Here is a 23,262-nt window from a genome sequence, read left to right as displayed (position 1 = left end):
TTCGACACGCTCAGCGCCGATGCGCTGTGGTCACATGCTCCGGGGCCCGGAGCAGTCGAGCAAGTCTCACCTCAATGTTCTAGGAGGAACACATCATGGCGAAGGCCAAGTTCGAGCGCACCAAGCCGCACCTCAACATTGGCACCATCGGCCACGTTGACCACGGCAAGACCACGCTCACCGCTGCGATCTCCAAGGTCCTGGCCGACAAGTACCCGGACGTCAACGAGCAGCGCGACTTCGGTGCCATCGACTCCGCCCCGGAGGAGAAGCAGCGCGGCATCACGATCAACATCGCGCACATCGAGTACCAGACCGACAAGCGTCACTACGCCCACGTGGACGCCCCCGGTCACGCCGACTACGTGAAGAACATGATCACCGGTGCCGCTCAGATGGACGGCGCGATCCTCGTGGTCGCCGCCACCGACGGCCCCATGGCCCAGACCCGCGAGCACGTGCTGCTCGCCCGCCAGGTGGGCGTGCCCTACCTGCTGGTGGCGCTGAACAAGTCCGACATGGTCGACGACGAAGAGCTGCTCGACCTCGTCGAGATGGAGGTCCGCGAGCTGCTGTCGGACCAGGGCTTCGACGGCGACAACGCCCCCGTGGTGCGCGTCTCCGCCCTGAAGGCCCTCGAGGGCGACGCCGAGTGGGTCAAGTCCGTCGAGGACCTCATGGAGGCCGTGGACGAGAACGTCCCGGACCCCGTGCGCGACACCGACAAGCCCTTCCTGATGCCCATCGAGGACGTCTTCACCATCACCGGTCGCGGTACCGTGGTGACGGGTCGCGCCGAGCGCGGCACCCTGCCGATCAACTCCGAGGTCGAGATCGTGGGCATCCGTCCCGTCCAGAAAACCACGGTGACCGGCATCGAGATGTTCCACAAGCAGATGGACGAGGCCATGGCCGGCGAGAACTGCGGTCTGCTGCTCCGCGGTCTCAAGCGTGACGACGTCGAGCGCGGACAGGTCGTGTGCAAGCCGGGTTCCATCACCCCGCACACCGACTTCGAGGCCAACGTCTACATCCTGTCCAAGGAAGAGGGCGGGCGACACAACCCGTTCTACTCGAACTACCGCCCGCAGTTCTACTTCCGTACCACGGACGTCACCGGCGTCATCACGCTGCCCGAGGGCACCGAGATGGTCATGCCCGGCGACAACACCGAGATGACGGTGGAGCTCATCCAGCCCATCGCCATGGAGGACGGCCTCGGCTTCGCCATCCGTGAGGGTGGCCGCACCGTGGGCTCCGGCCGTGTCACCAAGATCATCAAGTGATTCATGCCCGATGATCGGGTGAGACGCTGAGTCGATCCCGCGAATGCCCCGCGATCCGCAAGGATTGCGGGGCATTCGCATGTCCACGGTCCCGGCCCCGGGACCTGCGCTCGGAGCGCGGTGCACCGCGCCGGCGGTCAGGGTTTGCGCCCGCGTCCGCATCTCTGGCAGAATGGCCGCTGTTGTTCGCTCAGCGGCGCAAGTTCTCCACGCGCCTCGCACGAGCACGACGTCCATCGCGAGAACCGGGTGCGGAGCACGTGTGCAGCCGAAGCAACCGTGATGCACCGGTGCCCGCGCGAGTGTGCCGCGAACAACCAGTCTTCACCGGCACCACGTCATTGTGTGGACCCGTGGCTGTCGCCCAGCGCGACACGCCCGAGTTCGGGTGCCGGAGCCCCGGCAGGGTGAGGAACCCGGATCTCTCGTTCCGGATTCAGTCTGTGCGGGGTGGTGGGCAGAAGCCCGCCGAACACAAGGAGTCCTGGACTCCATACAGGGAAGTACTTGAAGAAAGAGAGTCACGACGCCATGGCGGGACAAAAAATCCGCATCCGGCTGAAGTCCTATGACCACGAGGTCATCGACGTCTCGGCCCGGAAGATCGTTGAGACGGTGACGCGCGCAGGTGCCACGGTGGTGGGACCCGTTCCGCTGCCCACCGAGAAGAATGTGTACTGCGTGATCCGCTCGCCGCACAAGTACAAGGACAGCCGTGAGCACTTCGAGATGCGCACGCACAAGCGGCTGATCGACATCATCGACCCCACGCCCAAGGCTGTCGACTCGCTCATGCGTCTCGACCTGCCCGCTGACGTGAACATCGAAATCAAGCTGTAAAAAGGATCGCACCCCAATGACTACCACTTTCGAACGCCAGGTGAAGGGCCTGCTGGGCACCAAGCTCGGCATGACCCAGGTCTGGGACGAGAACGGGAAGTTCGTGCCGGTGACCGTGGTCAAGGCCGACTCCAACGTCGTGACGCAGCTGCGTAACGAGGACAAGGACGGCTACAACGCCGTCCAGATCGGCTTCGGTGCGATCGATCCCCGCAAGGTGACCAAGCCCCTGGCCGGTCACTTCGCCGCCGCAGGCGTGACGCCCCGCCGCCACGTCGTCGAACTCCGTACGTCCGACGCCGCCGAGTACGAGCTGGGGCAGGAACTGTCCGTGGAGCTCTTCGAGGCCGGCGCCAAGGTCGACGTCGTCGGCACCACCAAGGGCAAGGGCACGGCCGGTGTGATGAAGCGTCACGGCTTCTCCGGCGTGGGTGCCTCCCACGGTGCGCACAAGAACCACCGCAAGCCGGGCTCCATCGGCGGCGCGTCGTACCCCGCACGCGTGTTCAAGGGCATGCGCATGGCCGGTCGGATGGGCAACGCCCGCCACACCACCATGAACCTGACCGTGCACGCGGTGGACGCCGAGAACTCCCTGCTGCTCATCAAGGGCGCCCTGCCGGGCCCCAAGGGATCGGTCGTCCTCGTCCGTTCCACCGTGAAGGGAGCTTGATACCCATGGCAACTGAAACCGTCAGCGTCGAGCTGCCCGCTGAGATCTTCGACGCCCAGACCAATGTGGCTCTGCTGCACCAGGTCGTCGTGGCACAGCTGGCCGCTGCCCGTCAGGGCACGCACAAGACCAAGACCCGCGCCGAGGTCTCCGGCGCAGGTCGCAAGCCGTTCAAGCAGAAGGGCACCGGCCGGGCTCGTCAGGGCTCCATCCGCGCCCCTCACATGACCGGTGGTGGCGTGGTGCACGGCCCCACGCCGCGTGACTACTCCCAGCGCACGCCCAAGAAGATGAAGGCCGCCGCCCTGCGCGGTGCCCTCTCGGACCGGGCCCGCAACGGCCGCATCCACGTGGTGGCGGAACTGGGCGGCGCGCAACCGTCCACGAAGGCCGCCAAGGAGGCGCTGCGTTCGATCTCCGAGCGCAAGAACCTGCTGGTCGTGCTGGGCCGCGGCGAGGACAATGCCGCACTGTCCGTGCGCAACCTGGTCAACGTGCACGCCGTGTACGCCGACCAGCTCAACACGTACGACGTGCTCGTCTCGGACGACGTGGTCTTCACCAAGGCCGCTTACGAGTCGTTCGTCGCAGCCGCGTCCGGTAGCAAGCAGGAGGACGCCAAGTGAGCGCCATCTACAACAAGGACCCGCGCGACGTCATCATCCGTCCCGTGGTCTCCGAGAAGTCCTACGGCCTGATCGACGAGGGCAAGTACACCTTCCAGGTGGACCCGGCCTCGAACAAGACCGAGATCAAGTATGCGATCGAGCAGATCTTCGGTGTGAAGGTCGCGTCCATCAACACTCTCAACCGTCCCGGCAAGCGCAAGCGCACTCGCTTCGGCTGGGGACAGCGCAAGGCTACCAAGCGTGCCGTCGTGTCCCTTCGGGAAGGCTCCATCGACATCTTCGGCGGTCCGCTCTCCTGAGCGGAGACCACTTTAACGAGGAACTCAAAACATGGCTATCCGTAAGCACAAGCCGACAACCCCGGGCCGTCGTGGCTCGTCGGTTGCGGACTTCGTAGAAATCACGCGCACCACGCCCGAGAAGTCCCTGGTGCGTCCGCTGCCCAAGAAGGGCGGTCGCAACAACACCGGCCGGATCACCACCCGCCACAAGGGCGGTGGCCACAAGCGCCAGTACCGCGTGATCGACTTCCGTCGTCACGACAAGGACGGCGTGGACGCCAAGGTCGCTCACATCGAGTACGACCCGAACCGCACCGCGCGCATCGCCCTGTTGCACTACGTGGACGGCACGAAGCGCTATATCATCGCGCCGAACCGGCTGAACCAGGGCGACGTCGTGGAGTCCGGCCCCAACGCGGACATCAAGCCCGGCAACAACCTGCCGCTGCGCAACATCCCCGTGGGCACCGTGCTGCACGCGGTGGAGCTGCGCCCGGGTGGGGGAGCCAAGCTCGCCCGCTCCGCCGGTGCCTCCGTGCAGCTGGTGGCCCGTGAGGGCAAGTACGGCCAGCTGCGGCTGCCCTCCGGGGAGATCCGCAACGTGGACGTCCGCTGCCGCGCGACCATCGGTGAGGTCGGCAACGCCGAGCAGTCCAACATCAACTGGGGCAAGGCCGGTCGCAACCGCTGGAAGGGCGTCCGCCCGACCGTCCGTGGTGTGGTCATGAACCCCGTGGACCACCCGCACGGTGGTGGCGAGGGCAAGACCTCCGGTGGTCGTCACCCGGTCAACCCCAACGGCAAGCCCGAGGGACGCACCCGTCGCCCCAACAAGGAAAGCGACAAGCTCATCGTGCGTCGTCGTCGTACCGGCAAGAACAAGCGCTAAGGAGCCTGACTAATGCCACGCAGCCTCAAGAAGGGCCCTTTCGTCGATCAGCACCTCTTCGTGAAGGTCGCCAAGGAGAACGAGAAGGGCACCAAGAACGTCATCAAGACGTGGTCCCGCCGCTCGATGATCATCCCCGACATGCTCGGTCACACGATCGCCGTGCACGACGGACGCAAGCACGTTCCGGTGTTCATCACGGAGTCGATGGTCGGGCACAAGCTCGGCGAGTTCGCCCCCACCCGCACGTTCCGCGGCCATGTGAAGGACGACAAGAAGGGCAAGCGTCGCTGACCCACCGGGTGAGCACCTTGCACTTCTTCGACAAGACGAGAGAAGGAAAGCAATGGAAGCCAAGGCATCTGCGCGCTACATCCGCGTGACGCCTATGAAGGCCCGGCGCGTCGTCAACCTGATTCGTGGCCAGCAGGCGAATGAGGCATTGGCGATTCTGAAGTTTGCCCCCCAGGCAGCTTCCGAGCCGGTGTTCAAGGTTCTCGAATCCGCCGTGGCGAACGCCCGGCAGAAGGCCGACCGCGAGGGTCTCGCGTTCAAGCCGGAAGACCTCGTGGTCTCTGCGGCCTTCGTGGACGAGGGACCCACCATGAAGCGGTTCCAGCCGCGTGCCCAGGGCCGTGCGTACCGCATCAACAAGCGCACGAGCCACGTGACCGTGGTCGTGGCGACCCCGGAGAAGGAGGAGGTCCGCTAAGTGGGACAGAAAATCAACCCCAACGGATTCCGTCTGGGCATCACCACCGATCACGTCTCGCACTGGTACGCGGACTCCAACCAGCCGGGTCAGCGCTACAAGGACTACATCCGCGAGGACGTCAAGATCCGCGAGCTCATGTCCAAGGGCATGGACCGCGCCGGGATCTCCAAGGTCGAGATCGAGCGCACCCGTGACCGTGTCCGCGTGGACATCCACACGGCGCGTCCGGGCATCGTGATCGGCCGCCGCGGCGCCGAGGCGGACCGCATCCGCGGCGAGCTCGAGAAGCTCACCGGCAAGCAGATCCAGCTGAACATCCTCGAGGTGAAGAACCCGGAGATCGACGCGCAGCTCGTCGCCCAGGGTGTTGCCGAGCAGCTGGCCTCGCGTGTCGCGTTCCGGCGCGCCATGAAGAAGGCCATCCAGTCCGCGCAGCGCGCGGGCGCCAAGGGCATCCGGATCCAGTGCGCCGGTCGTCTGGGCGGCGCGGAGATGTCCCGCTCGGAGTTCTACCGCGAAGGCCGTGTGCCCCTGCACACCCTGCGCGCGAACATCGACTACGGCTTCTTCGAGGCGAAGACCACCTTCGGCCGGATCGGCGTGAAGGTCTGGATCTACAAGGGCGACCTCACCGACAAGGAACTGGCCGCCCAGCAGGCCGCTGCCCCGTCCTCGCGCGGACGCAACGACCGCCGCGGCGGTGGCGGTGGCGGCGAGCGTCGTCGTCGTCCGAATGACCGTAACGACCGCGGTGGGCGTCGCGAACGCGACACCACCGCAGCCCCGCAGCAGAACTCCGCTGCGGAGGCGACCAACGCAGAGGGTGGTAAGTAATGCTCATCCCACGTCGTGTGAAGTTCCGTAAGCAGCACCACCCGCGTCGTCGGGGTCAGGCCAAGGGCGGAACCCAGGTCACGTTCGGCGAGTGGGGCATCCAGGCGATGAGCCCGGCGTACGTCACGAACCGTCAGATCGAGGCCGCGCGTATCGCCATGACCCGTCACATCAAGCGTGGCGGCAAGGTCTGGATCAACATCTACCCGGACCGACCCCTGACCAAGAAGCCCGCCGAGACCCGCATGGGTTCCGGCAAGGGCTCCCCCGAGTGGTGGATCGCCAACGTCAAGCCCGGACGCGTCATGTTCGAGATCTCCGGCGTGAGCGAGGAAGTGGCGCGCGAGGCGCTGCGCCTGGCAATCCACAAGCTCCCGATGAAGGCACGCATCGTGCGTCGCGAAGGCGGTGAATGATCAATGGCTATTGGATCCAAGGATCTGAACGTGGAGAACCTCGCGGCTCTCGACACCGGTGCCCTCACCGACCAGCTGCGCAAGTCCAAGGAAGAGCTGTTCAACCTGCGCTTCCAGGCTGCGACGGGTCAGCTCGAGAGCAACGGTCGTCTCAAGTCCGTCAAGCGCGACATCGCCCGGATCTACACCGTGCTGCGCGAGCGCGAGCTCGGGATCCGCGAGGACGTGGCGCCGGCTGCTGCGAAGACCGAGAAGAAGGCCTCGAAGAAGGCTGCCAAGTCTGAGGATGATGCCAAGTGAGCGAGCAGGTCAACAACGAGACGGCCACGGCCGAGCGCGGTGACCGCAAGTCCCGCCAGGGCTACGTGGTCTCGGACAAGATGGACAAGACCGTGGTGGTCCAGGTCGAGGACCGCGTCAAGCACGCGCTCTACGGCAAGGTGCTGCGCAAGTCCAAGCGTGTGAAGGCCCACGACGAGCAGAACTCCTGCGGCGTCGGGGACCTCGTGCGCATCGTCGAGACGCGTCCGCTGTCCGCCAACAAGAACTGGCGGATCGTGGAGATCATCGAGAAGGCCAAGTAGGTCTCTCCCGATCGGTCCCGATCCCAGGCCCCCGTCCGGTTCACCGGGCGGGGGCCTGGTGCATGTGCGGTGCGCGGCCCGCCGATTGGAGTTCCGGGGGCGGGTGCGGTAGATTGGGCCGGTACGCGTGTCGTCACACGTGTGCCCCTCTGACTTCGACCCTGCTGAGTCAGAATCCACGGCCATCCGGCTCCCACGCCTCGTGCGGGAACCGCTGATGGCGGCAAGACCCGTGGTCCGCCACGGGCAGTTCCGTGCCGTTGAACGGCGCGTGCTGCGACAACTTGCTCGTTGATTCTGCGCTCAGCCACGAATCCGAGCGGGGCAGCCGGTGGAATTCCCACCACACCGTGTGACCGATCCTCGCGCACAAACTTCACGCAGCGCCCCGGGCCCCTCCTACGGCCTCGGGGATCACCGTGGCGTGGAGAGTTCACACGACCAACGTTCCGCAAGGCTCGGCATTCAGCAGGTTTGGATGAGAACCGGCGCGACGACAGGAGTATTCAGTGATTCAGCAGGAATCGCGGCTGCGGGTTGCCGACAACACGGGTGCGAAGGAAATTCTCACCATCCGTGTGCTCGGTGGATCCGGACGCCGTTACGCAGGCATTGGTGACGTCATCGTCGCCACCGTCAAGGACGCCATCCCCGGCGGCAACGTCAAGAAGGGCGACGTGGTCAAGGCGGTTGTGGTCCGTACCAAGAAGCAGAGGCGCCGTCCCGACGGTTCCTACATCCGTTTCGACGAGAACGCCGCAGTGATCTTGAAGAACGACGGGGACCCCCGCGGCACGCGCATCTTCGGCCCCGTGGGCCGCGAGCTGCGCGACAAGAAGTTCATGAAGATCGTCTCGCTGGCTCCGGAGGTGCTCTGACATGGCTAAATTCAAGATCAAGACCGGCGACCTCGTGCAGGTCATCACCGGCAAGAACAAGGGCGAGCAGGGCAAGGTCCTGCGCGTGATCACCGAGACCTCCCGCGTGGTGGTCGAGGGCGTGAACGTCGTGACCAAGCACAAGCGCGCCAACGCCCAGGGCGAAGCCGGCGGCCTCGTCAAGTCCGAGGCTCCCATTCACATCTCCAACGTGATGCTCGTGGACCCGGAGACCGGCAAGCCGACCCGTGTGGGCTACCGCACCGAGACCGTGGAGCGTGACGGCAAGCAGAAGACCGTTCGCGTTCGCGTGTCCAAGAGCACCGGCAAGGATCTGTGATGAGCGAAACCACCGAAACGAAGTACACCCCCCGGTTCAAGGCCAAGTACCAGGAGACCGTTGCTCCCGCCCTGCAGGAGCAGTTCGGCTACACGAACGTCATGCAGATGCCGCGCGTGGTCAAGGTCGTGGTCAACATGGGTCTGGGCGAGGCGGCCAAGGACTCCAAGCTGGTGGACAACGCCATCAAGGACCTCACCGCCATTACCGGTCAGAAGCCCGTGATCAACCGGGCCAAGAAGTCCATCGCGCAGTTCAAGCTGCGTGAGGGAATGCCCATCGGCGCCCACGTCACCATGCGCGGCGACCGCATGTGGGAGTTCCTGGACCGCCTGGTCACGCTGGCGCTGCCGCGCATCCGTGACTTCCGGGGTCTGTCCGACCGTCACTTCGACGGCCACGGCAACTACACCTTCGGTCTGACGGAACAGTCCATGTTCCACGAGATCGATCAGGACAAGATCGACCGCGTGCGGGGCATGGACATCACCGTGGTCACCTCCGCCACGACCGACGACGAAGGCCGTGCCCTGCTCAAGGCGCTCGGCTTCCCGTTCAAGACCAACTGATTCCATCGACGCCAGAAGGTCCCTGCGGGCTGTAACCGGCAGGGAAACCGTGGCGAGGAAGGGCTGAAGCCCACATGACAATGACAGATCCCGTCGCAGACATGCTGACGCGTCTGCGCAACGCGAACTCCGCCTACCACGACACCGTGAGCATGCCGTACTCCAAGCTGAAGGCTCGGATCGCGGACATCCTCAAGGCCGAGGGCTACATCGCGGACTGGTCCGAGGAGCCCGCGCGGGTCGGCAAGACGCTGACCCTGCAGCTCAAGTTCGGATCCAACCGTGAACGCTCCATCGCCGGTGTTCGCCGCATTTCCAAGCCGGGCCTGCGCGTGTACGCGAAGTCCACCAACCTCCCTCGGGTGTTCGGTGGCCTCGGTATCGCGATCCTGTCCACCTCTTCCGGGCTGCTGACTGACAAGCAGGCAGGCAAGAAGGGCGTGGGCGGGGAAGTCCTCGCGTACGTCTGGTAATCGGTAGCACAGAAGAAGAAAGGAAGAAGACATGTCACGTATTGGACGTCTCCCGATCTCTGTGCCCGCCGGTGTGGAGGTTTCCGTGGACGGTTCCGCGGTGTCGGTCAAGGGCCCGAAGGGCACCCTGACCCACTCCGTGGCCGCACCCATCACGGTGGTCGTCGAGGACGGCACCGTGCAGGTGTCCCGTCCCAACGACGAGCGCGAGTCCCGCTCCTTGCACGGACTCACGCGTTCCCTGATCGCCAACATGGTCCAGGGTGTGTCCGACGGATACACCAAGCAGCTGGAGATCGTGGGCACGGGTTACCGCGTGCAGGCCAAGGGGGCAGACCTGGAGTTCGCTCTGGGGTACAGCCACCCGGTTCCCTTCAGTGCCCCGGACGGCATCACGCTGTCCGTCGAGGGGAACAACAAGGTCACCGTTTCCGGTATCGACAAGCAGCAGGTTGGCCAGGTCGCCGCGAAGATCCGCTCCCTGCGTCTGCCCGATCCCTACAAGGGCAAGGGCGTCCGCTACGCGGGCGAGCAGATCCGCCGCAAGGCCGGAAAGGCTGGTAAGTAATCATGGCTCTCGTAATCAAGGGCAAGTCGAAGGCTGCTCAGCGCGCACGGCGGCACCGCCGCGTCCGCAAGCACATCGCCGGAACCGCGCTGCGCCCCCGCCTGGTGGTCACGCGTTCCACCCGCCACATGGTCGCCCAGGTGATCGACGACGACAAGGGCTTCACCCTGGTCTCCGCGTCCACCATGGAGAACGACCTGCGTGCGTCCTCGGACGACAAGACCGCCAAGGCCAAGCGCATCGGCGAGCTGGTCGCCGAGCGTGCCAAGGCTGCGGGGATCGAGACCGTCGTGTTCGACCGCGGCGGCAACAAGTACCACGGCCGTGTGGCCGCGGTGGCCGAGGGTGCCCGTGAAGGAGGTCTGGCGCTGTGAGCGAGCAGAAGAACGAGAAGGAAACTCAGGTGAGCGAAGCCACCAACGGTTCCAACGAGACGGCCGGGGCCACCACCTCGGACCGTCAGGGGACGGACGAGAACCGCGGTGGTCGTGGCGGTCGCAACGAGCGCGGCGGTCGCGGCAGTGACCGTGGCGGTCGCGGCAACGACCGCGGCGGCCGCGGTGGTCGCGGTGGCCGCGACGACGACAAGGACAAGTTCCTCGAGCGCGTCGTGACCATCAACCGCGTGTCCAAGGTCGTCAAGGGCGGTCGTCGCTTCAGCTTCACCGCCCTGGTGGTCGTGGGTGACGGCAACGGAATGGTCGGGGTCGGCTACGGCAAGGCCAAGGAAGTTCCCGCCGCGATCTCGAAGGGCGTGGAGGAGGCCAAGAAGAACTTCTTCCGGGTCCCCCGCGTGGAGGACCGCACCATCCCGCACCGCGTGCAGGGTGAGGCCGCCGCGGGCGTCGTCATGCTGCGCCCGGCGACCCCGGGTACCGGCGTGATCGCCGGTGGTCCGGTGCGTGCGGTGCTGGAGTGCGCCGGCATCCACGACGTGCTGTCCAAGTCCCTCGGCTCGTCCAACCAGATCAACATCGTGCACGCGACCATCCAGGCGCTGCGTGAGCTCGAGGAGCCCGCGTCCGTGGCGGCCCGTCGCGGTCTGCCCATGGACGAGGTTGTTCCCGCGCCGTTGCTGCGTGACATCCAGAAGGCAGGTGCGTGATGAACGGAAAGCGCATTCAGGCCACCGGTGCGAACCTGCGCGTGAAGCAGGTCCGCTCCATGGTGGGGCAGAAGCAGAACATGCGCGACACGCTGCGTTCGCTCGGTCTCAAGCGTCCGGGTCAGATCGTGGAGCGCAAGGCCGATGCGGCCACCGTCGGCATGATCAACACGGTGTCGCATCTCGTCCAGGTCGAGGAGGCTTGAGCATGGCTGAGAACACCCAGAAGAAGAGCCACGCTCTGAAGGTCCACCACCTGCGTCCCGCTCCCGGTTCCCACCAGGCCAAGACCCGTCTTGGCCGCGGTGAGGCGTCGAAGGGCAAGACGTCGGGTCGCGGTACCAAGGGCACCAAGGCGCGCTACCAGGTCAAGGCCGGGTTCGCCGGCGGTCAGTTGCCGCTGCACATGCGGCTGCCCAAGCTGCGCGGGTTCAAGAACCCGTTCCGCGTGGAGTACCAGGTGGTCAACCTGGACCGCCTGGGCGAGCTGTTCCCCGAGGGTGGCACCGTCACCGTCGCGGACCTTGTGGCCAAGGGCGCGGTTCGCAAGAACCAGCCCGTCAAGGTTCTCGGCAGCGGGGAGATCTCCGTGGCCCTGAACATCACCGCGGACAAGTTCTCGGCCACCGCGGCCGAGAAGATCTCTGCGGCCGGCGGTTCCACGCAGAACGCGTGATCCGTTTCCAGCATCCGGTTGTAGGGTGAGTCCCTGAACTGGAGTGGGCCCCGTGCCGTCTCGACGGCGCGGGGCCCACTGCTTTGCCGGGATGCTTCTGCGGTGGGCCACAGGGCTGCCGCTCATCCTTGGCTAGACTTGCCCGGGGCCGGGACCTCCCGGGCCACCACGTTTTTGGAGGAGGACCAGTGCTCAGTGCTTTCGCGCGGGCGTTCACCACGCCGGAGCTGCGCAACAAGCTGCTGTTCACACTCGGGATCATCGTGATCTACCGGTTGGGGACGTTCATCCCAGCCCCGGGTGTGGACTACGGCAACGTCCAGCAGTGCCTGGCCATGGGCAACACCACGGGTGGCGCGTACGACCTGGTCAACCTGTTCAGCGGCGGTGCCCTCCTGCAGCTGTCCGTCTTCGCGCTCGGTGTGATGCCCTACATCACGGCCAGCATCATCGTGCAGCTGCTGCGCGTGGTGATTCCACGCTTCCAGGAGCTGCACGAGGAGGGTGCCCAGGGGCAGACGAAGCTGACGCAGTACACGCGCTACCTCACGATCGGTCTCGCGGCACTGAACGCCACCACGGTCATCTCGCTCGCCCGCTCGGGGAACCTGCTGGGCAACTGCCCCCTGCCGGTCATCCCGGACGACTCGCTGTTCGTGCTGGTGGTCATGATCATCACCATGACGGCCGGGACCACGGTGATCATGTGGCTCGGTGAGCGGATCACGGACCGCGGCGTGGGCAACGGCATGTCCCTGCTCATCTTCACCTCCATCGCGGCCACGTTCCCCCGGGCGCTCGGGGAGATCCTGCGCACCCGCGGCTGGGGCCTCTTCCTGGGCGTGTGCGCCATCGGACTCGTGGTCATCACCTGCGTGGTGTTCGTGGAGCAGTCGCAGCGCCGGATCCCCGTGCAGTACGCCAAGCGCATGGTGGGCCGGCGCACGATCGGCGGCACCAGCACCTACATCCCGCTGAAGGTCAACATGGCCGGCGTGATCCCCATCATCTTCGCGTCCTCCATGCTGATGCTGCCCACGATGATCGCGCAGTTCGCCATGCCCGACGACGGCAGCCCCGTTCCGGGGTGGGTCAACTGGGTCAACACGTACCTGGCCCGCGGTGACCACCCGATCTACATGACGGTCTACTTCCTGCTGATCGTGGCCTTCACGTACTTCTACGTGTCCATCACGTTCAACCCCGAAGAGGTCTCCGACAACATGAAGCGCTACGGCGGCTTCATCCCGGGGATCCGCGCGGGCCGTCCCACCGAGAACTACCTGCGTTACGTGCTCTCCCGGATCACGCTGCCCGGTGCGCTGTACCTGGGCATCGTGTCCATGATCCCGCTCGTGGCGCTCGTGCTCTTCGACGCCAACCAGAACTTCCCGTTCGGCGGTCCGTCGCTGCTCATCATGGTGGGCGTGGGACTGGACACCGTGAAGCAGATCGACGCCCAGCTGCAGCAGCGCCACTACGAAGGCCTGCTGCGCGTCTGAGCCGGGCACGGCGACGTCGCCCGGGGCCTGACGCGCGCCCCGGTCCTGGGCGCCGGGGCCGGTAGAGTGGAGCAGAGTTCACGTCGACCCAAGGAGAGAACATGACCCGCATGCTGATCATCGGACCGCCGGGCGCGGGCAAGGGCACACAGGCCGCGCGGATCTGCGAGCGGCTGGAGGTTCCGGCCATCTCCACGGGGGACATCTTCCGGGCCAACATCAAGGACCGGACGGAGCTGGGCCGCGAGGCGCAGCGCTACACCGACGCTGGAAACCTCGTTCCCGACTCGGTGACCAACAGCATGGTCCGGGACCGGCTGTCCCAGGACGACGTCCTGAACGGCTTCTTGCTGGACGGCTACCCGCGCACCGTGGCACAGGTCGAGGAGCTCGACCGCATCCTCGAGGCCAACGGTGTGGCACTGGACGTGGTCCTGCTGCTCACGGCGGACAACGACGAACTCGTGTCCCGCCTGCTGGGGCGGGCCCAGGAGCAGGGGCGCACGGACGACACCGAGGACGTCATCCGGCACCGGCTGGACGTCTACGACGAGCAGACCGCCCCGGTCGTCGGGGTCTACGAGGACCGCGGCATCGTGGTGCGGGTGGACGGGCTGGGCAGCATCGACCAGGTGACGGAACGCATCATGGCGGCACTGCCGCGCTGAACACCGCCGCCCGTCGCGGGCGGCCCAGCGGCACCCACGCCGCGCAGAACATCCAGGACGCGGCCCCCGGGCCGGTGCACCGCACCGGCCCGGGGGCCCGCCCGTCGAAACACCACAGAGTCACCACACGCAGTCGAACCAGGGGAGGACCCGAGCACCGTGTTCGGACGCCGCAAGATCCAACTGAAGACGGACGCCGAGCTGGCGGCCATGTCCCGCGCGGGGGTGGTGACGTCCCTCGCGCTGGACGCCACCGTGTCGGCCGCGGTTCCCGGCGCCACCACGGCGGAGCTCGACACGGCCTTCCGCGCCGTTCTGGACGAGCACGGTGCGGAGTCGAACTTCCTGGGCTACTACGGCTACCCGGCCACCGTGTGCACCTCCGTCAACGACGAAGTGGTCCACGGGATACCGGGGGAGCGGGTGCTTGCGGCCGGGGACATCGTCTCGATCGACGGCGGGGCCGTCGTGGCCGGCTGGCACGGCGACTCCGCCCGGACCGTGCTCGTGGGCCAGCAGCACGACCCCGCGGACCAGGAGCTCTCCGACGTCACGCGCGCGGCCATGTGGCGCGGCATCGCGGCCGTGGCCACGGGGACCCACGTGGGCGACATCGGTCAGGCCGTGGAGAACCACGTCCGCGCCACCGTGGGTGGGCGGCTGGGGATCCTCGAGGACTACGTGGGTCACGGCATCGGCACGGAGATGCACATGGCCCCGGACGTGCCGAACTTCGCGAGCAGGCACCGCGGCCCCAGGCTCGTGACCGGGATGGCCCTGGCCATCGAGCCCATGCTGGTGCGCGGGGGCATCGAGACCCGCGTGCTCGAGGACGACTGGACGGTGGTGACCGTCGACGGTTCCCGTGCCAGCCAGTGGGAGCACAGCGTGTGCCTGCACAGCGAAGGTCTGTGGGTGCTGACCGCCCAGGACGGCGGGGCCGCGGAGCTCGAGCCCCTCGGGGTCCGGCCGGTTCCGGTCCCCGGTTCCTGACACGACCCACGCACCGAGACGCCCCACCCGGGAGAGGACAGCCATGACCGCACAGCCCGTAGAGATCACACCGAAACCCGAGACCGGACAGCTCGTCTTCAAGCCCGCGCGCCGCGGCAAGCCGCCGCTGCACCTGGCGGACTTCGACATGGCCGGGCGCAAGCAGTTCCTGACGGAAGCCGGCTACCCGGCGTTCCGGGCCTCGCAGCTGTCCAAGCACTACTTCGAGCGCTTCGAGGCGGATCCCGCCGCCATGACGGACCTGCCGGCGAGTCAGCGCGAGGAGCTCGTGGCCAAGGCCATGCCCCCGCTGCTGAAGACCGTGCGCCAGCTGCACGCGGACCAGGGGATGACCGTGAAGTCGGTGCACCGGCTGTACGACAACGCCATGGTCGAGTCCGTGCTGATGCGCTACGACAAGCGCGTGACCATGTGCATCTCGTCCCAGGCCGGCTGCGGGATGAACTGCCCCTTCTGCGCCACGGGCCAGTCGGGTCTGACCCGAAACCTCTCCGCGGCCGAGATCGTGGACCAGGTGGTGCAGGGGGTCAAGGCGCTGCGCGACGGCGCGGTGGGGGATCCCGAGGAGGCCCCGCAGCGGGTCTCCAACATCGTGTTCATGGGCATGGGCGAGGCGCTCGCCAACTACAGGGCCACCATGGGGGCGGTGCACCGCATCATCGACCCGTCGCCGGAGGGCCTCGGCATCTCCGCGCGCGGGCTCACGATGTCCACGGTGGGCCTGGTCCCGGGCATCCGCAAGTTCACGCTCGAGAAGCTGCCCATCACACTCGCGCTGTCCCTGCACGCCCCGGACGACGAGCTGCGCGACGAGCTCATCCCCATCAACACGCGCTGGAAGGTCGACGAGGCCCTGGACGCGGCGCGTGACTACTACGACGCCACGGGCCGGCGGGTGTCCATCGAGTACGCGCTGATCCGTGACATCAACGACCAGGGCTGGCGGGCGGACCTGCTGGGGGAGAAGCTGAACAGGCGCGGTGCCGGCTGGGTGCACGTGAACCCCATCCCGCTCAACCCCACGCCCGGGTCCAAGTGGACCGCTTCGCGGCCGGGCGTCGAGCAGAACTTCGTGGAGCGGCTGCGGGCGCACGGGATCCCCACCACGGTGCGCGACACCCGCGGCTCCGACATCGACGGCGCGTGCGGTCAGCTGGCCACGGACGTGTGAGGGCACGGCGCCGCCGCGGCCGCGGGGTGGCCCACCTGCAGACCCCCTCGGCCACTGCCGAGGCTTGCGGGACACCGTGATCTGGCGTATCATCGTGCGTTGGTTGTTTGTGCTCACCGATCGAGCCGCGCCCCCACCACCTTCCACCCCCGCTGCCGCGCGCAGTGCGGGGTTGTTCGTCTGGGGACGCGGTGGATCCGAGCACCGCCGTCCGGATAGACACCCGGACCCCTCGAGAAGTTAGCGGAGGATATGGCCAAGAAAGACGGAGTCATCGAGATCGAAGGCACTGTGGTCGAGGCACTGCCCAATGCGTCGTTCCGTGTTGAGCTGACCAATGGTCACAAGGTGCTCGCCCACATCTCTGGCAAGATGCGCCAGCACTACATCCGGATCCTCCCCGAGGACCGGGTCGTGGTGGAGCTCAGCCCCTACGACCTCTCCCGAGGCCGGATCGTCTACCGCTACAAGTAGCACCTGCGGTCGGCAGCCCCGCGCAGCACCGTTCTGCGAGGACCGCCGACCACAGTGCCCACGCCATCACTAGTACGCGAAGGAATGCGATGAAGGTCCAACCGAGCGTCAAGCAGATCTGCGACAAGTGCAAGGTGATCCGCCGCAACGGCCGGGTCATGGTGATCTGCGAGAACCCCCGGCACAAGCAGCGCCAGGGCTGACGGGAACGCTCCCGCCCACGCAAGTGGATTGACAAGAACGGACACCGCAGCCGCTGCTCCCCAGCACGGCAACCCCCGGCACGGAGGCCGGAGACCGATCGGGAACCGATCGGGACGCGGTGTTCAAGACCTCCGGAACAGCAAGGAGAACCGCCACTATGGCTCGTCTCGCAGGCGTTGATCTTCCCCGTGAAAAGCGGCTGGAAGTTGCGCTGACCTACATCTACGGCGTGGGCCGCACCCGCGCACTCGAAACCCTGGAAGCCACGGGCATCTCCGGGGACGTGCGCGTCAAGGATCTCACCGATCCGCAGCTCGTGGAGCTGCGTGACTACATCGAAGGCAACTACAAGGTCGAAGGCGATCTGCGCCGTGAAGTGGCCGCCGACATCCGCCGCAAGGTCGAGATCGGCAGCTACCAGGGCCTGCGCCACCGCCGGGGTCTGCCCGTCCACGGCCAGCGCACCAAGACCAACGCCCGCACCCGCAAGGGTCCCAAGCGCACGGTCGCCGGTAAGAAGAAGTAATCGTGGTCGCCGTCCAGGGGACGGCTGACCAACGTCGAAGATCTTTGTAGGAGAATCCATGGCCCAGAAGACTCGCGCGACGGCCGCTCGCAAGCCGCGTCGCAAGGTGAACAAGAATGTGACCCAAGGTCAGGCTCACATCAAGTCCACGTTCAACAACACCATCGTGTCCATCACCGACCCCTCGGGTGCGGTCCTGTCGTGGGCCTCGGCCGGCGGCATGGGCTTCAAGGGCTCGCGGAAGTCCACCCCGTTCGCCGCGCAGCAGGCCGCAGAGGCCGCTGCCAAGGGGGCGCAGGAGCACGGCATGCGCAAGGTGGATGTGTTCGTCAAGGGACCGGGCTCGGGGCGCGAGACCGCGATCCGCGCACTGCAGGCCACCGGGCTGGAGGTGGGCTCCATCCAGGACGTGACCCCGTCCGCGCACAACGGCTGCCGGCCCCCCAAGCGCCGCCGCGTCTGACTCGTGTCACGCGGTCACCCGGGTCGGTGCGACCCGGGTGTCCGCGCAACGACGCGGTGATCTCGCCTGCTCACCGCGGCATCCACCCATTTTGTTTTCCACCACCTGCGTGCGTCATATGGCGGAGGCACGCTGAAAGGAAACATCAGTGCTCATCGCACAGCGCCCCACCCTCACGGAAGAGGCTGTGGCCGAGAACCGCTCCCGGTTCGTGATCGAACCGCTGGAGCCCGGTTTCGGGTACACCCTCGGCAACTCCCTGCGCCGCACCCTCCTGTCCTCCATTCCCGGTGCCTCCGTAACCAGCATCCGCATCGACGGCGTGCTGCACGAGTTCTCCACGGTGGAGGGTGTCAAGGAGGACGTCACCGAGCTCATCCTGAACATCAAGCAGCTCTCCCTGTCCTCGGAGGAGGACGAGCCCGTCACGGCGTGGCTGCGCAAGCAGGGCCCGGGTGAGGTCACGGCGGCGGACATCTCCGCTCCCGCCGGTGTGGAGGTGCACAACCCCGAGTTGCACATCGCCACCCTGAACTCCAAGGGCCAGCTCGAGATCGAGCTGACCATCGAGCGCGGGCGCGGCTACGTCTCGGCGTCGCAGAACAAGGCCGGTGACGCGGAGGTCGGTCGGATCCCCGTGGACTCGATCTACTCGCCCGTCCTGAAAGTGACCTTCCGCGTGGAAGCCACCCGTGTGGAGCAGCGCACCGACTTCGACAAGCTTATCCTCGACGTGGAGACCAAAGAGGCCATCTCACCGCGTGACGCGGTGGCCTCAGCGGGCACCACGCTGGTGGAGCTGTTCGGGCTCGCCCGCGAGCTGAACTCCGCGGCCGAGGGCATCGAGATCGGGCCGTCGCCCACGGACGCGGCTGCCGCCGCGGACATGGCGCTGCCCATCGAGGACCTCGAGCTGTCCGTCCGCTCGTACAACTGCCTCAAGCGCGAGGGCATCCACAGCGTGGGTGAGCTCGTGGGCCGTTCCGAGGCGGACCTCATGGACATCCGCAACTTCGGTGCCAAGTCCATCGACGAGGTCAAGGACAAGCTCGGCGAGCTGGGTCTGGCCCTGAAGGATTCCCCTCCGGGCTACGACCTCGCCGCCCATGCGGCGTCCCTCGAGGACGAGGACGACAACAACAACCCGTTCGACGTCGACCTCGACTGACGCCCACACCACTTTCCGTGCCCCGCGGCCGCTGAGCCGACCGCGCGGGACCGATCACCAGGAGACCTGATATGCCTACCCCTACCAAGGGACCCCGTCTCGGCGCCGGGCCGACCCACGAGCGCATGATCCTCTCGAACATGTCCCAGCAGCTGTTCGAGCACAAGCGCATCACCACCACCGTGACCAAGGCCAAGCGCCTGCGTCCCGTGGCCGAGCGCCTGATCACCTTCGCCAAGCGCGGTGACCTCGCCTCCCGCCGTCGCGTCATGCGCCAGCTGACCGACAAGTCCGTGGTGCACGAGCTGTTCACCAGCATCGCCTCCGCCATGGAGGGTCGCGAGGGCGGCTACACCCGCATCACCAAGATCGGCAACCGCAAGGGCGACAACGCCCCCATGGCCGTGATCGAGCTGGTCATGGAGCCGGTCGCCTCCAAGGCAACCGTCTCCGAGGCCGAGCGCGCCACCGCCAAGGCCGCTCCGGCCCCGGCCGCTCCCGTCGACACCCCGGCCGGCTCCACGGCCGAGGACGTCAAGGCGAAGGAGATCCCGGCGGACGAGCAGGCCCCCGCAGTGGGCTCGGAGGAGGCCGCCGAGGTCGCCGCCGAGAACCAGGACGCCGAGTTCCCGGGTTCGCACGCCCCCCTCGAGTCCGGTGAGGCCCCCGAGGGCTTCGCGATCAAGGGCAACCGCAACTCCATGAAGTACCACGTGCCCGGTTCGCGCTGGTACTCCGGCACCACCGCGGAGATCTGGTTCGACTCCCCGGCCAACGCCGAGGCTGCCGGCTTCCAGCCCGCAGGCGGTGCCGCTGCCCAGAAGATCTCCGAGTAGTCGGGGTTCTCCGGTCCCAGCACCATCGTCGACGACGCCGCCGCAGGTCACCTGCGGCGGCGTCGTCGTCCGTCGGGAGAGAGGAGCACGCTCGTGCAGGACGAACCAGTCAGACTGCGGATCGATCTCGGCTACGACGGCGCCCCGTTCAGGGGGTGGGCACGTCAGCCCGGTCTGCCCAGTGTGCAGGGGGCGGTGGAGTCCGCGCTCGAGCTGGTCTTCCGGGAACCGTGCCCCACCGTGGTGGCCGGCCGCACGGACACCGGAGTCCATGCCCGGCGGCAGACGGTGCACGTCGACGTGCCGCTGCAGCGGTGGCGAGCGGTGGTCGGCGGGCGGACGCAGGTGGCGGGGCGGGCCTCCGGTCCCATCCGCCGGCTCAACGGCGCCCTGAACCGCGTGCTCGGCAAGGACCGCGCGGCCCAGGGCTGGGAGCCGGCCGTGGGCGCGGTGGTCGTGCACGCCGTCGACGTGGCGCCGGCCGGCTTCGACGCCCGCTTCTCCGCGCTGTCCCGCGGCTACCGCTACCGCGTGGCGGACGCGGTGACGGGGCACGACCCGCTGACGCGGACGCACGCCTGGTGGCTGGACCGTCCGCTGGACGTTCCGGCCATGGACCGGGCGGTGCACGAGCTCGTGGGGCTCCACGACTTCCTCAGCTTCTGCAAGCCCAGGGAGGGCGCCACCACGGTGCGCGAGCTGCAGAGCGCATCGGTGGTGCGGGACGGGCAGGGGATGATCACGGTGTCCCTGACCGCGGACGCCTTCTGCCACCACATGGTCCGCTCCGTGGTGGGTGCCGTCGTGCGGGTGGGGGAGGGGCGCCGTGACGCCACCTGGCCGGGAGAGCGGTTGCGCGCCCGCGAGCGTGATGCCTCGGTGCTCATGGCGCCCGCCCACGGGCTGGTCCTGGACGCGGTGGACTATCCCGAGGCCTCCCGACTCGGGGAACGCGCCCACCTCACCAGGGCTCGGCGGGACGCACCCTGAGGCAGTGGGCCCCGGCGCAACTGGCGAGCACGGCGGCGATCCGGTAGCATGGGGCGCTGTTGTGCGTGTTCTGCCCCGGTTCACGTGTACCCGCATCGGTCGCTCATGTTGCAGAGCGCACGGCCGAGCGGTGCACCGGGTTGCGGACGCACGGATGCCGCCCGGATCTCACCCGGGCCCCGAAGCACAGCGGAACCGATCGACACGAGTATTCGTGTCTTCAGCAGACAAACGAAGGCAGATCAACGTGCGTACGTACACTCCGAAGCCCGGTGACGTCCAGCGTCAGTGGCACGTCATCGACGCCACCGACGTCGTCCTGGGTCGTCTTGCCAGCCAGACCGCAACGCTGCTGCGCGGGAAGCACAAGCCGACCTTCGCCCCCCACGTGGACACCGGCGATTTCGTCATCATCATCAACGCGGAGAAGGTGGCCCTCACGGGCTCCAAGCTCCAGAAGAAGCGCGCCTACCGGCACTCCGGCTACCCGGGCGGACTCAAGTCCACCAGCTACGCCGAGCTGCTCGAGAAGAACCCCACGCGCGCCGTGGAGAAGGCCGTCAAGGGCATGCTGCCCAAGAACAAGCTGGCCGCCCAGCAGCTGTCCAAGCTGAAGGTGTACGCCGGTGCGGAGCACCCCCACCAGGCGCAGCAGCCCAAGCCCTACGAATTCACCCAGGTCGCCCAGTAATTCGGGCCAACGAAAACACATAAGGAGAATCGTGGCTCAGAACACTGAAGAGCAGATCACCGAGGACGTGGAGCTGACCAGCTACACCTCCGAGTCCACCCAGTCCGCCACCGGTGCCGCCCTCTCGGAGCGCCCCGCGCTGACCGTCCCCGGGCAGGCCGTGGGTCGTCGCAAGCAGGCCATCGCCCGCGTGCGCCTCGTCCCCGGTTCCGGCAAGTGGACCGTCAACGGCCGCTCCCTGGAGGAGTACTTCCCCAACAAGCTGCACCAGCAGGAGGTCAACGATCCCTTCACGCTGCTGGAGCTGCAGGGCGGCTACGACGTCATCGCCCGCATCAGCGGCGGCGGCCCCTCCGGGCAGGCCGGTGCTCTGCGCCTCGGCGTGGCGCGCGCGCTCAACGAGATCGACGCCGAGCACAACCGACCCGCCCTCAAGAAGGCTGGCTTCCTGACCCGTGACGCACGCGTCATCGAGCGCAAGAAGGCCGGTCTCAAGAAGGCTCGCAAGGCCCCCCAGTACTCCAAGCGCTGATCCGGAGCGCCCCGGGTCCCGCCCGGGCGTCCCACCACAGGGTCCCGTCCCCCGGTTTCGACCGGGGTTCGGGGCCCTGTCCCGTTCCCCGGGTGTTTCGGCGCCGGCCGGTGCGTGGGGCGAGCGTAAAATGCCAGGTGGAGCAACGCCGCTCCGACCGCATCGTCACGAGGGGGCCCGCATGAGCAAGCAATCGGACCAGCAGCAGGAGAACGCCGTCATCGAGAAGGCGAAGGCCGGGGCTGCGAAGCACACCGATCGGGGGGCCGCCGTGGACGAGGCGCTGAAGAAGGAGCAGCACCGCGTGTCCGTCGTGGAGGACTACGCGGCGGAGCTGGACGAGATCTCGGAGCTGGACAAGAAGCTGCACCACGAGAAGGGTGCGCAGGACTCCGCCGCCTGGAAAATCGGGTACCCGTACGACGAGAAGCTCTCCCGCAAGGAGTACGAGCGCACCAAGCGGGCACTGCAGATCGAGCTGCTCAAGCTCCAGCTGTGGATCAAGGAGACGGGCCAGAAGCTGCTCATCATCTTCGAGGGCAGGGACGCGGCCGGCAAGGGCGGTGCGATCAAGCGCTTCACCGAGCACATGAACCCCCGCGGGGCGCGCGTGGTGGCACTCGAGAAGCCCACCGCGATCGAGCAGACGCAGTGGTACTTCCAGCGCTACGTGCAGCACCTGCCGTCCGGTGGCGAGATCGTGCTGATGGACCGCTCGTGGTACAACCGGGCGGGCGTGGAGCGGGTCATGGGCTACTGCACCTCCCAGGAGTACTACGAGTTCATGCGCCAGGCACCGGAGTTCGAGCGGATGCTGGTCAACTCCGGCACCCACCTCATCAAGTTCTGGTTCTCGGTGACCCGCGCGGAGCAGCTGGCGCGGTTCCAGTCCCGGCGCACGGACCCCGTGCGGCAGTGGAAGCTCTCGCCCACGGACGTGGCGTCCCTGGACAAGTGGGACGACTACACCGAGGCCAAGGAAGCCATGTTCTTCTACACGGACACGGGGGACGCGCCGTGGACCGTGATCAAGTCCAACGACAAGAAGCGGGCCCGCCTGGAGGCCATGCGCCACGTGCTCACCCAGTTCGAGTACCCCAACAAGGACCACGCCCTCGTGGGTGACGTGGACTCCAAGATCGTGGGGGGTGCCACGGACTTCACGGACGACAACGGGAGCAACCCCGACGGCTTCCCGGTGGTCCGTCCCGGCAAGGACTGACCCGGATGGGCGGCGTTTGCCGGGTGGCAGGTCGTAGGATGATCT

The 23,262-nt window shown here is 67.0% G+C and carries 35 protein-coding genes; all 35 read left to right on the top strand.

Annotation, left to right across the window (positions count from 1 at the left end; translation table 11 throughout):
* Positions 1-95 precede the first annotated feature (95 nt).
* The 35 genes from tuf to ppk2 all read left to right on the top strand — a co-directional run bounded on the left by tuf (position 96) and on the right by ppk2 (position 23,217).
* Positions 96-1,286 carry an elongation factor Tu gene (gene tuf, locus C1C97_RS04870; protein WP_110919096.1) on the top strand — a complete coding sequence of 397 codons (1,191 nt, stop codon included), beginning with the start codon at positions 96-98 and terminating at the stop codon, positions 1,284-1,286.
* Positions 1,287-1,817: 531 nt separating this feature from the next.
* On the top strand, positions 1,818-2,126 hold the full coding sequence (rpsJ, locus tag C1C97_RS04865) for a 30S ribosomal protein S10 (RefSeq protein ID WP_003803825.1): 309 nt from the start codon (positions 1,818-1,820) through the stop codon (positions 2,124-2,126).
* Positions 2,127-2,142: 16 nt separating this feature from the next.
* Entirely contained in the window at positions 2,143-2,799 is a 657-nt protein-coding gene (gene rplC, locus C1C97_RS04860) for a 50S ribosomal protein L3 (protein ID WP_019309650.1), read from the top strand.
* A gap of 5 nt (positions 2,800-2,804) precedes the next feature.
* Positions 2,805-3,425 carry a 50S ribosomal protein L4 gene (gene rplD, locus C1C97_RS04855; protein ID WP_110919097.1) on the top strand — a complete coding sequence of 207 codons (621 nt, stop codon included), beginning with the start codon at positions 2,805-2,807 and terminating at the stop codon, positions 3,423-3,425.
* A complete protein-coding gene (gene rplW / locus C1C97_RS04850; RefSeq protein WP_110919098.1) occupies positions 3,422-3,727 on the top strand; it encodes a 50S ribosomal protein L23 in 306 nt (101 codons plus the stop codon). Before rplD ends, rplW begins: the two co-directional genes overlap by 4 nt.
* Positions 3,728-3,758: 31 nt before the next feature.
* Positions 3,759-4,598 (top strand): 50S ribosomal protein L2, encoded by an 840-nt coding sequence (gene rplB / locus C1C97_RS04845; RefSeq protein ID WP_110919099.1) that lies wholly within the window; start codon positions 3,759-3,761, stop codon positions 4,596-4,598.
* Positions 4,599-4,610: 12 nt separating this feature from the next.
* A complete protein-coding gene (gene rpsS / locus C1C97_RS04840) occupies positions 4,611-4,892 on the top strand; it encodes a 30S ribosomal protein S19 (protein ID WP_012397692.1) in 282 nt (93 codons plus the stop codon).
* 52 nt (positions 4,893-4,944) lie between these two features.
* Positions 4,945-5,310, top strand: coding sequence for a 50S ribosomal protein L22 (gene rplV, locus C1C97_RS04835; protein ID WP_055085353.1), 366 nt, complete (start codon positions 4,945-4,947; stop codon positions 5,308-5,310).
* Positions 5,311-6,147: a 30S ribosomal protein S3 gene (rpsC, locus tag C1C97_RS04830; RefSeq protein ID WP_110919100.1), complete on the top strand. Its 837-nt coding sequence runs from the start codon at positions 5,311-5,313 to the stop codon at positions 6,145-6,147. It abuts the gene before it with no gap.
* Positions 6,147-6,563, top strand: a complete 417-nt coding sequence (rplP, locus tag C1C97_RS04825; protein WP_085106409.1) for a 50S ribosomal protein L16 — start codon at positions 6,147-6,149, stop codon at positions 6,561-6,563. Before rpsC ends, rplP begins: the two co-directional genes overlap by 1 nt.
* 3 nt (positions 6,564-6,566) lie before the next feature.
* Positions 6,567-6,863 carry a 50S ribosomal protein L29 gene (gene rpmC / locus C1C97_RS04820; RefSeq protein ID WP_110919101.1) on the top strand — a complete coding sequence of 99 codons (297 nt, stop codon included), beginning with the start codon at positions 6,567-6,569 and terminating at the stop codon, positions 6,861-6,863.
* Positions 6,860-7,147 carry a 30S ribosomal protein S17 gene (rpsQ, locus tag C1C97_RS04815; RefSeq protein ID WP_019309642.1) on the top strand — a complete coding sequence of 96 codons (288 nt, stop codon included), beginning with the start codon at positions 6,860-6,862 and terminating at the stop codon, positions 7,145-7,147. Before rpmC ends, rpsQ begins: the two co-directional genes overlap by 4 nt.
* Before the next feature lie 509 nt (positions 7,148-7,656).
* Positions 7,657-8,025, top strand: coding sequence for a 50S ribosomal protein L14 (gene rplN, locus C1C97_RS04810; RefSeq protein WP_012397698.1), 369 nt, complete (start codon positions 7,657-7,659; stop codon positions 8,023-8,025).
* Between the two features lies 1 nt (position 8,026).
* Positions 8,027-8,365 (top strand): 50S ribosomal protein L24, encoded by a 339-nt coding sequence (rplX, locus tag C1C97_RS04805; RefSeq protein ID WP_019309641.1) that lies wholly within the window; start codon positions 8,027-8,029, stop codon positions 8,363-8,365.
* A complete protein-coding gene (rplE, locus tag C1C97_RS04800; protein ID WP_110919102.1) occupies positions 8,365-8,934 on the top strand; it encodes a 50S ribosomal protein L5 in 570 nt (189 codons plus the stop codon). Before rplX ends, rplE begins: the two co-directional genes overlap by 1 nt.
* Before the next feature lie 74 nt (positions 8,935-9,008).
* Positions 9,009-9,407, top strand: coding sequence for a 30S ribosomal protein S8 (gene rpsH / locus C1C97_RS04795; protein WP_110919103.1), 399 nt, complete (start codon positions 9,009-9,011; stop codon positions 9,405-9,407).
* 31 nt (positions 9,408-9,438) lie between these two features.
* Complete coding sequence (gene rplF / locus C1C97_RS04790; RefSeq protein ID WP_110919104.1) at positions 9,439-9,975, top strand: 50S ribosomal protein L6; 537 nt, start codon at positions 9,439-9,441, stop codon at positions 9,973-9,975.
* A gap of 2 nt (positions 9,976-9,977) precedes the next feature.
* Positions 9,978-10,349, top strand: a complete 372-nt coding sequence (gene rplR, locus C1C97_RS04785) for a 50S ribosomal protein L18 (RefSeq protein ID WP_110919105.1) — start codon at positions 9,978-9,980, stop codon at positions 10,347-10,349.
* Positions 10,346-11,080, top strand: a complete 735-nt coding sequence (gene rpsE, locus C1C97_RS04780; protein ID WP_110919106.1) for a 30S ribosomal protein S5 — start codon at positions 10,346-10,348, stop codon at positions 11,078-11,080. The genes rplR and rpsE overlap by 4 nt, the downstream gene beginning before the upstream one ends.
* Positions 11,080-11,286 (top strand): 50S ribosomal protein L30, encoded by a 207-nt coding sequence (rpmD, locus tag C1C97_RS04775; RefSeq protein WP_110919107.1) that lies wholly within the window; start codon positions 11,080-11,082, stop codon positions 11,284-11,286. The genes rpsE and rpmD overlap by 1 nt, the downstream gene beginning before the upstream one ends.
* A gap of 2 nt (positions 11,287-11,288) precedes the next feature.
* Entirely contained in the window at positions 11,289-11,756 is a 468-nt protein-coding gene (rplO, locus tag C1C97_RS04770) for a 50S ribosomal protein L15 (protein ID WP_110919108.1), read from the top strand.
* Between the two features lie 188 nt (positions 11,757-11,944).
* The gene (gene secY / locus C1C97_RS04765) at positions 11,945-13,258 is read left to right on the top strand and encodes a preprotein translocase subunit SecY (RefSeq protein WP_110919109.1); all 1,314 of its coding nucleotides are present in this window, start codon (positions 11,945-11,947) and stop codon (positions 13,256-13,258) included.
* Positions 13,259-13,359: 101 nt separating this feature from the next.
* Entirely contained in the window at positions 13,360-13,926 is a 567-nt protein-coding gene (locus tag C1C97_RS04760; RefSeq protein ID WP_121030240.1) for an adenylate kinase, read from the top strand.
* 159 nt (positions 13,927-14,085) lie between these two features.
* Positions 14,086-14,919 (top strand): type I methionyl aminopeptidase, encoded by an 834-nt coding sequence (gene map, locus C1C97_RS04755; protein WP_110919111.1) that lies wholly within the window; start codon positions 14,086-14,088, stop codon positions 14,917-14,919.
* A 43-nt stretch (positions 14,920-14,962) separates the two neighbouring features.
* Positions 14,963-16,111 carry a 23S rRNA (adenine(2503)-C(2))-methyltransferase RlmN gene (gene rlmN, locus C1C97_RS04750; protein WP_121030238.1) on the top strand — a complete coding sequence of 383 codons (1,149 nt, stop codon included), beginning with the start codon at positions 14,963-14,965 and terminating at the stop codon, positions 16,109-16,111.
* 252 nt (positions 16,112-16,363) lie between these two features.
* Positions 16,364-16,585, top strand: coding sequence for a translation initiation factor IF-1 (infA, locus tag C1C97_RS04745; RefSeq protein ID WP_012397711.1), 222 nt, complete (start codon positions 16,364-16,366; stop codon positions 16,583-16,585).
* 89 nt (positions 16,586-16,674) lie between these two features.
* Positions 16,675-16,788 (top strand): 50S ribosomal protein L36, encoded by a 114-nt coding sequence (gene rpmJ / locus C1C97_RS04740; protein WP_012397712.1) that lies wholly within the window; start codon positions 16,675-16,677, stop codon positions 16,786-16,788.
* Between the two features lie 158 nt (positions 16,789-16,946).
* Positions 16,947-17,315 carry a 30S ribosomal protein S13 gene (rpsM, locus tag C1C97_RS04735; RefSeq protein WP_012397713.1) on the top strand — a complete coding sequence of 123 codons (369 nt, stop codon included), beginning with the start codon at positions 16,947-16,949 and terminating at the stop codon, positions 17,313-17,315.
* Between the two features lie 58 nt (positions 17,316-17,373).
* The gene (gene rpsK / locus C1C97_RS04730; RefSeq protein WP_012397714.1) at positions 17,374-17,778 is read left to right on the top strand and encodes a 30S ribosomal protein S11; all 405 of its coding nucleotides are present in this window, start codon (positions 17,374-17,376) and stop codon (positions 17,776-17,778) included.
* 148 nt (positions 17,779-17,926) lie between these two features.
* Entirely contained in the window at positions 17,927-18,946 is a 1,020-nt protein-coding gene (locus C1C97_RS04725) for a DNA-directed RNA polymerase subunit alpha (protein ID WP_110919113.1), read from the top strand.
* A 71-nt stretch (positions 18,947-19,017) separates the two neighbouring features.
* Entirely contained in the window at positions 19,018-19,782 is a 765-nt protein-coding gene (gene rplQ / locus C1C97_RS04720) for a 50S ribosomal protein L17, sunset domain variant (protein ID WP_110919114.1), read from the top strand.
* 93 nt (positions 19,783-19,875) lie between these two features.
* Entirely contained in the window at positions 19,876-20,772 is an 897-nt protein-coding gene (locus C1C97_RS04715; RefSeq protein ID WP_110919115.1) for a tRNA pseudouridine synthase A, read from the top strand.
* A gap of 247 nt (positions 20,773-21,019) precedes the next feature.
* Positions 21,020-21,463, top strand: a complete 444-nt coding sequence (gene rplM / locus C1C97_RS04710) for a 50S ribosomal protein L13 (protein ID WP_019309628.1) — start codon at positions 21,020-21,022, stop codon at positions 21,461-21,463.
* Between the two features lie 31 nt (positions 21,464-21,494).
* The gene (gene rpsI / locus C1C97_RS04705; protein ID WP_110919117.1) at positions 21,495-21,995 is read left to right on the top strand and encodes a 30S ribosomal protein S9; all 501 of its coding nucleotides are present in this window, start codon (positions 21,495-21,497) and stop codon (positions 21,993-21,995) included.
* A 181-nt stretch (positions 21,996-22,176) separates the two neighbouring features.
* Complete coding sequence (gene ppk2, locus C1C97_RS04700; RefSeq protein WP_110919118.1) at positions 22,177-23,217, top strand: polyphosphate kinase 2; 1,041 nt, start codon at positions 22,177-22,179, stop codon at positions 23,215-23,217.
* Positions 23,218-23,262: the final 45 nt, after the last annotated feature.

This window comes from Kocuria tytonis, assembly GCF_003226895.2.
In the GTDB taxonomy this organism is placed as follows: Bacteria; Actinomycetota; Actinomycetes; order Actinomycetales; family Micrococcaceae; genus Kocuria; species Kocuria tytonis.
Note: the sequence above shows the minus strand (reverse complement) of the source record. Positions and strands in the feature narration are given on the sequence as shown.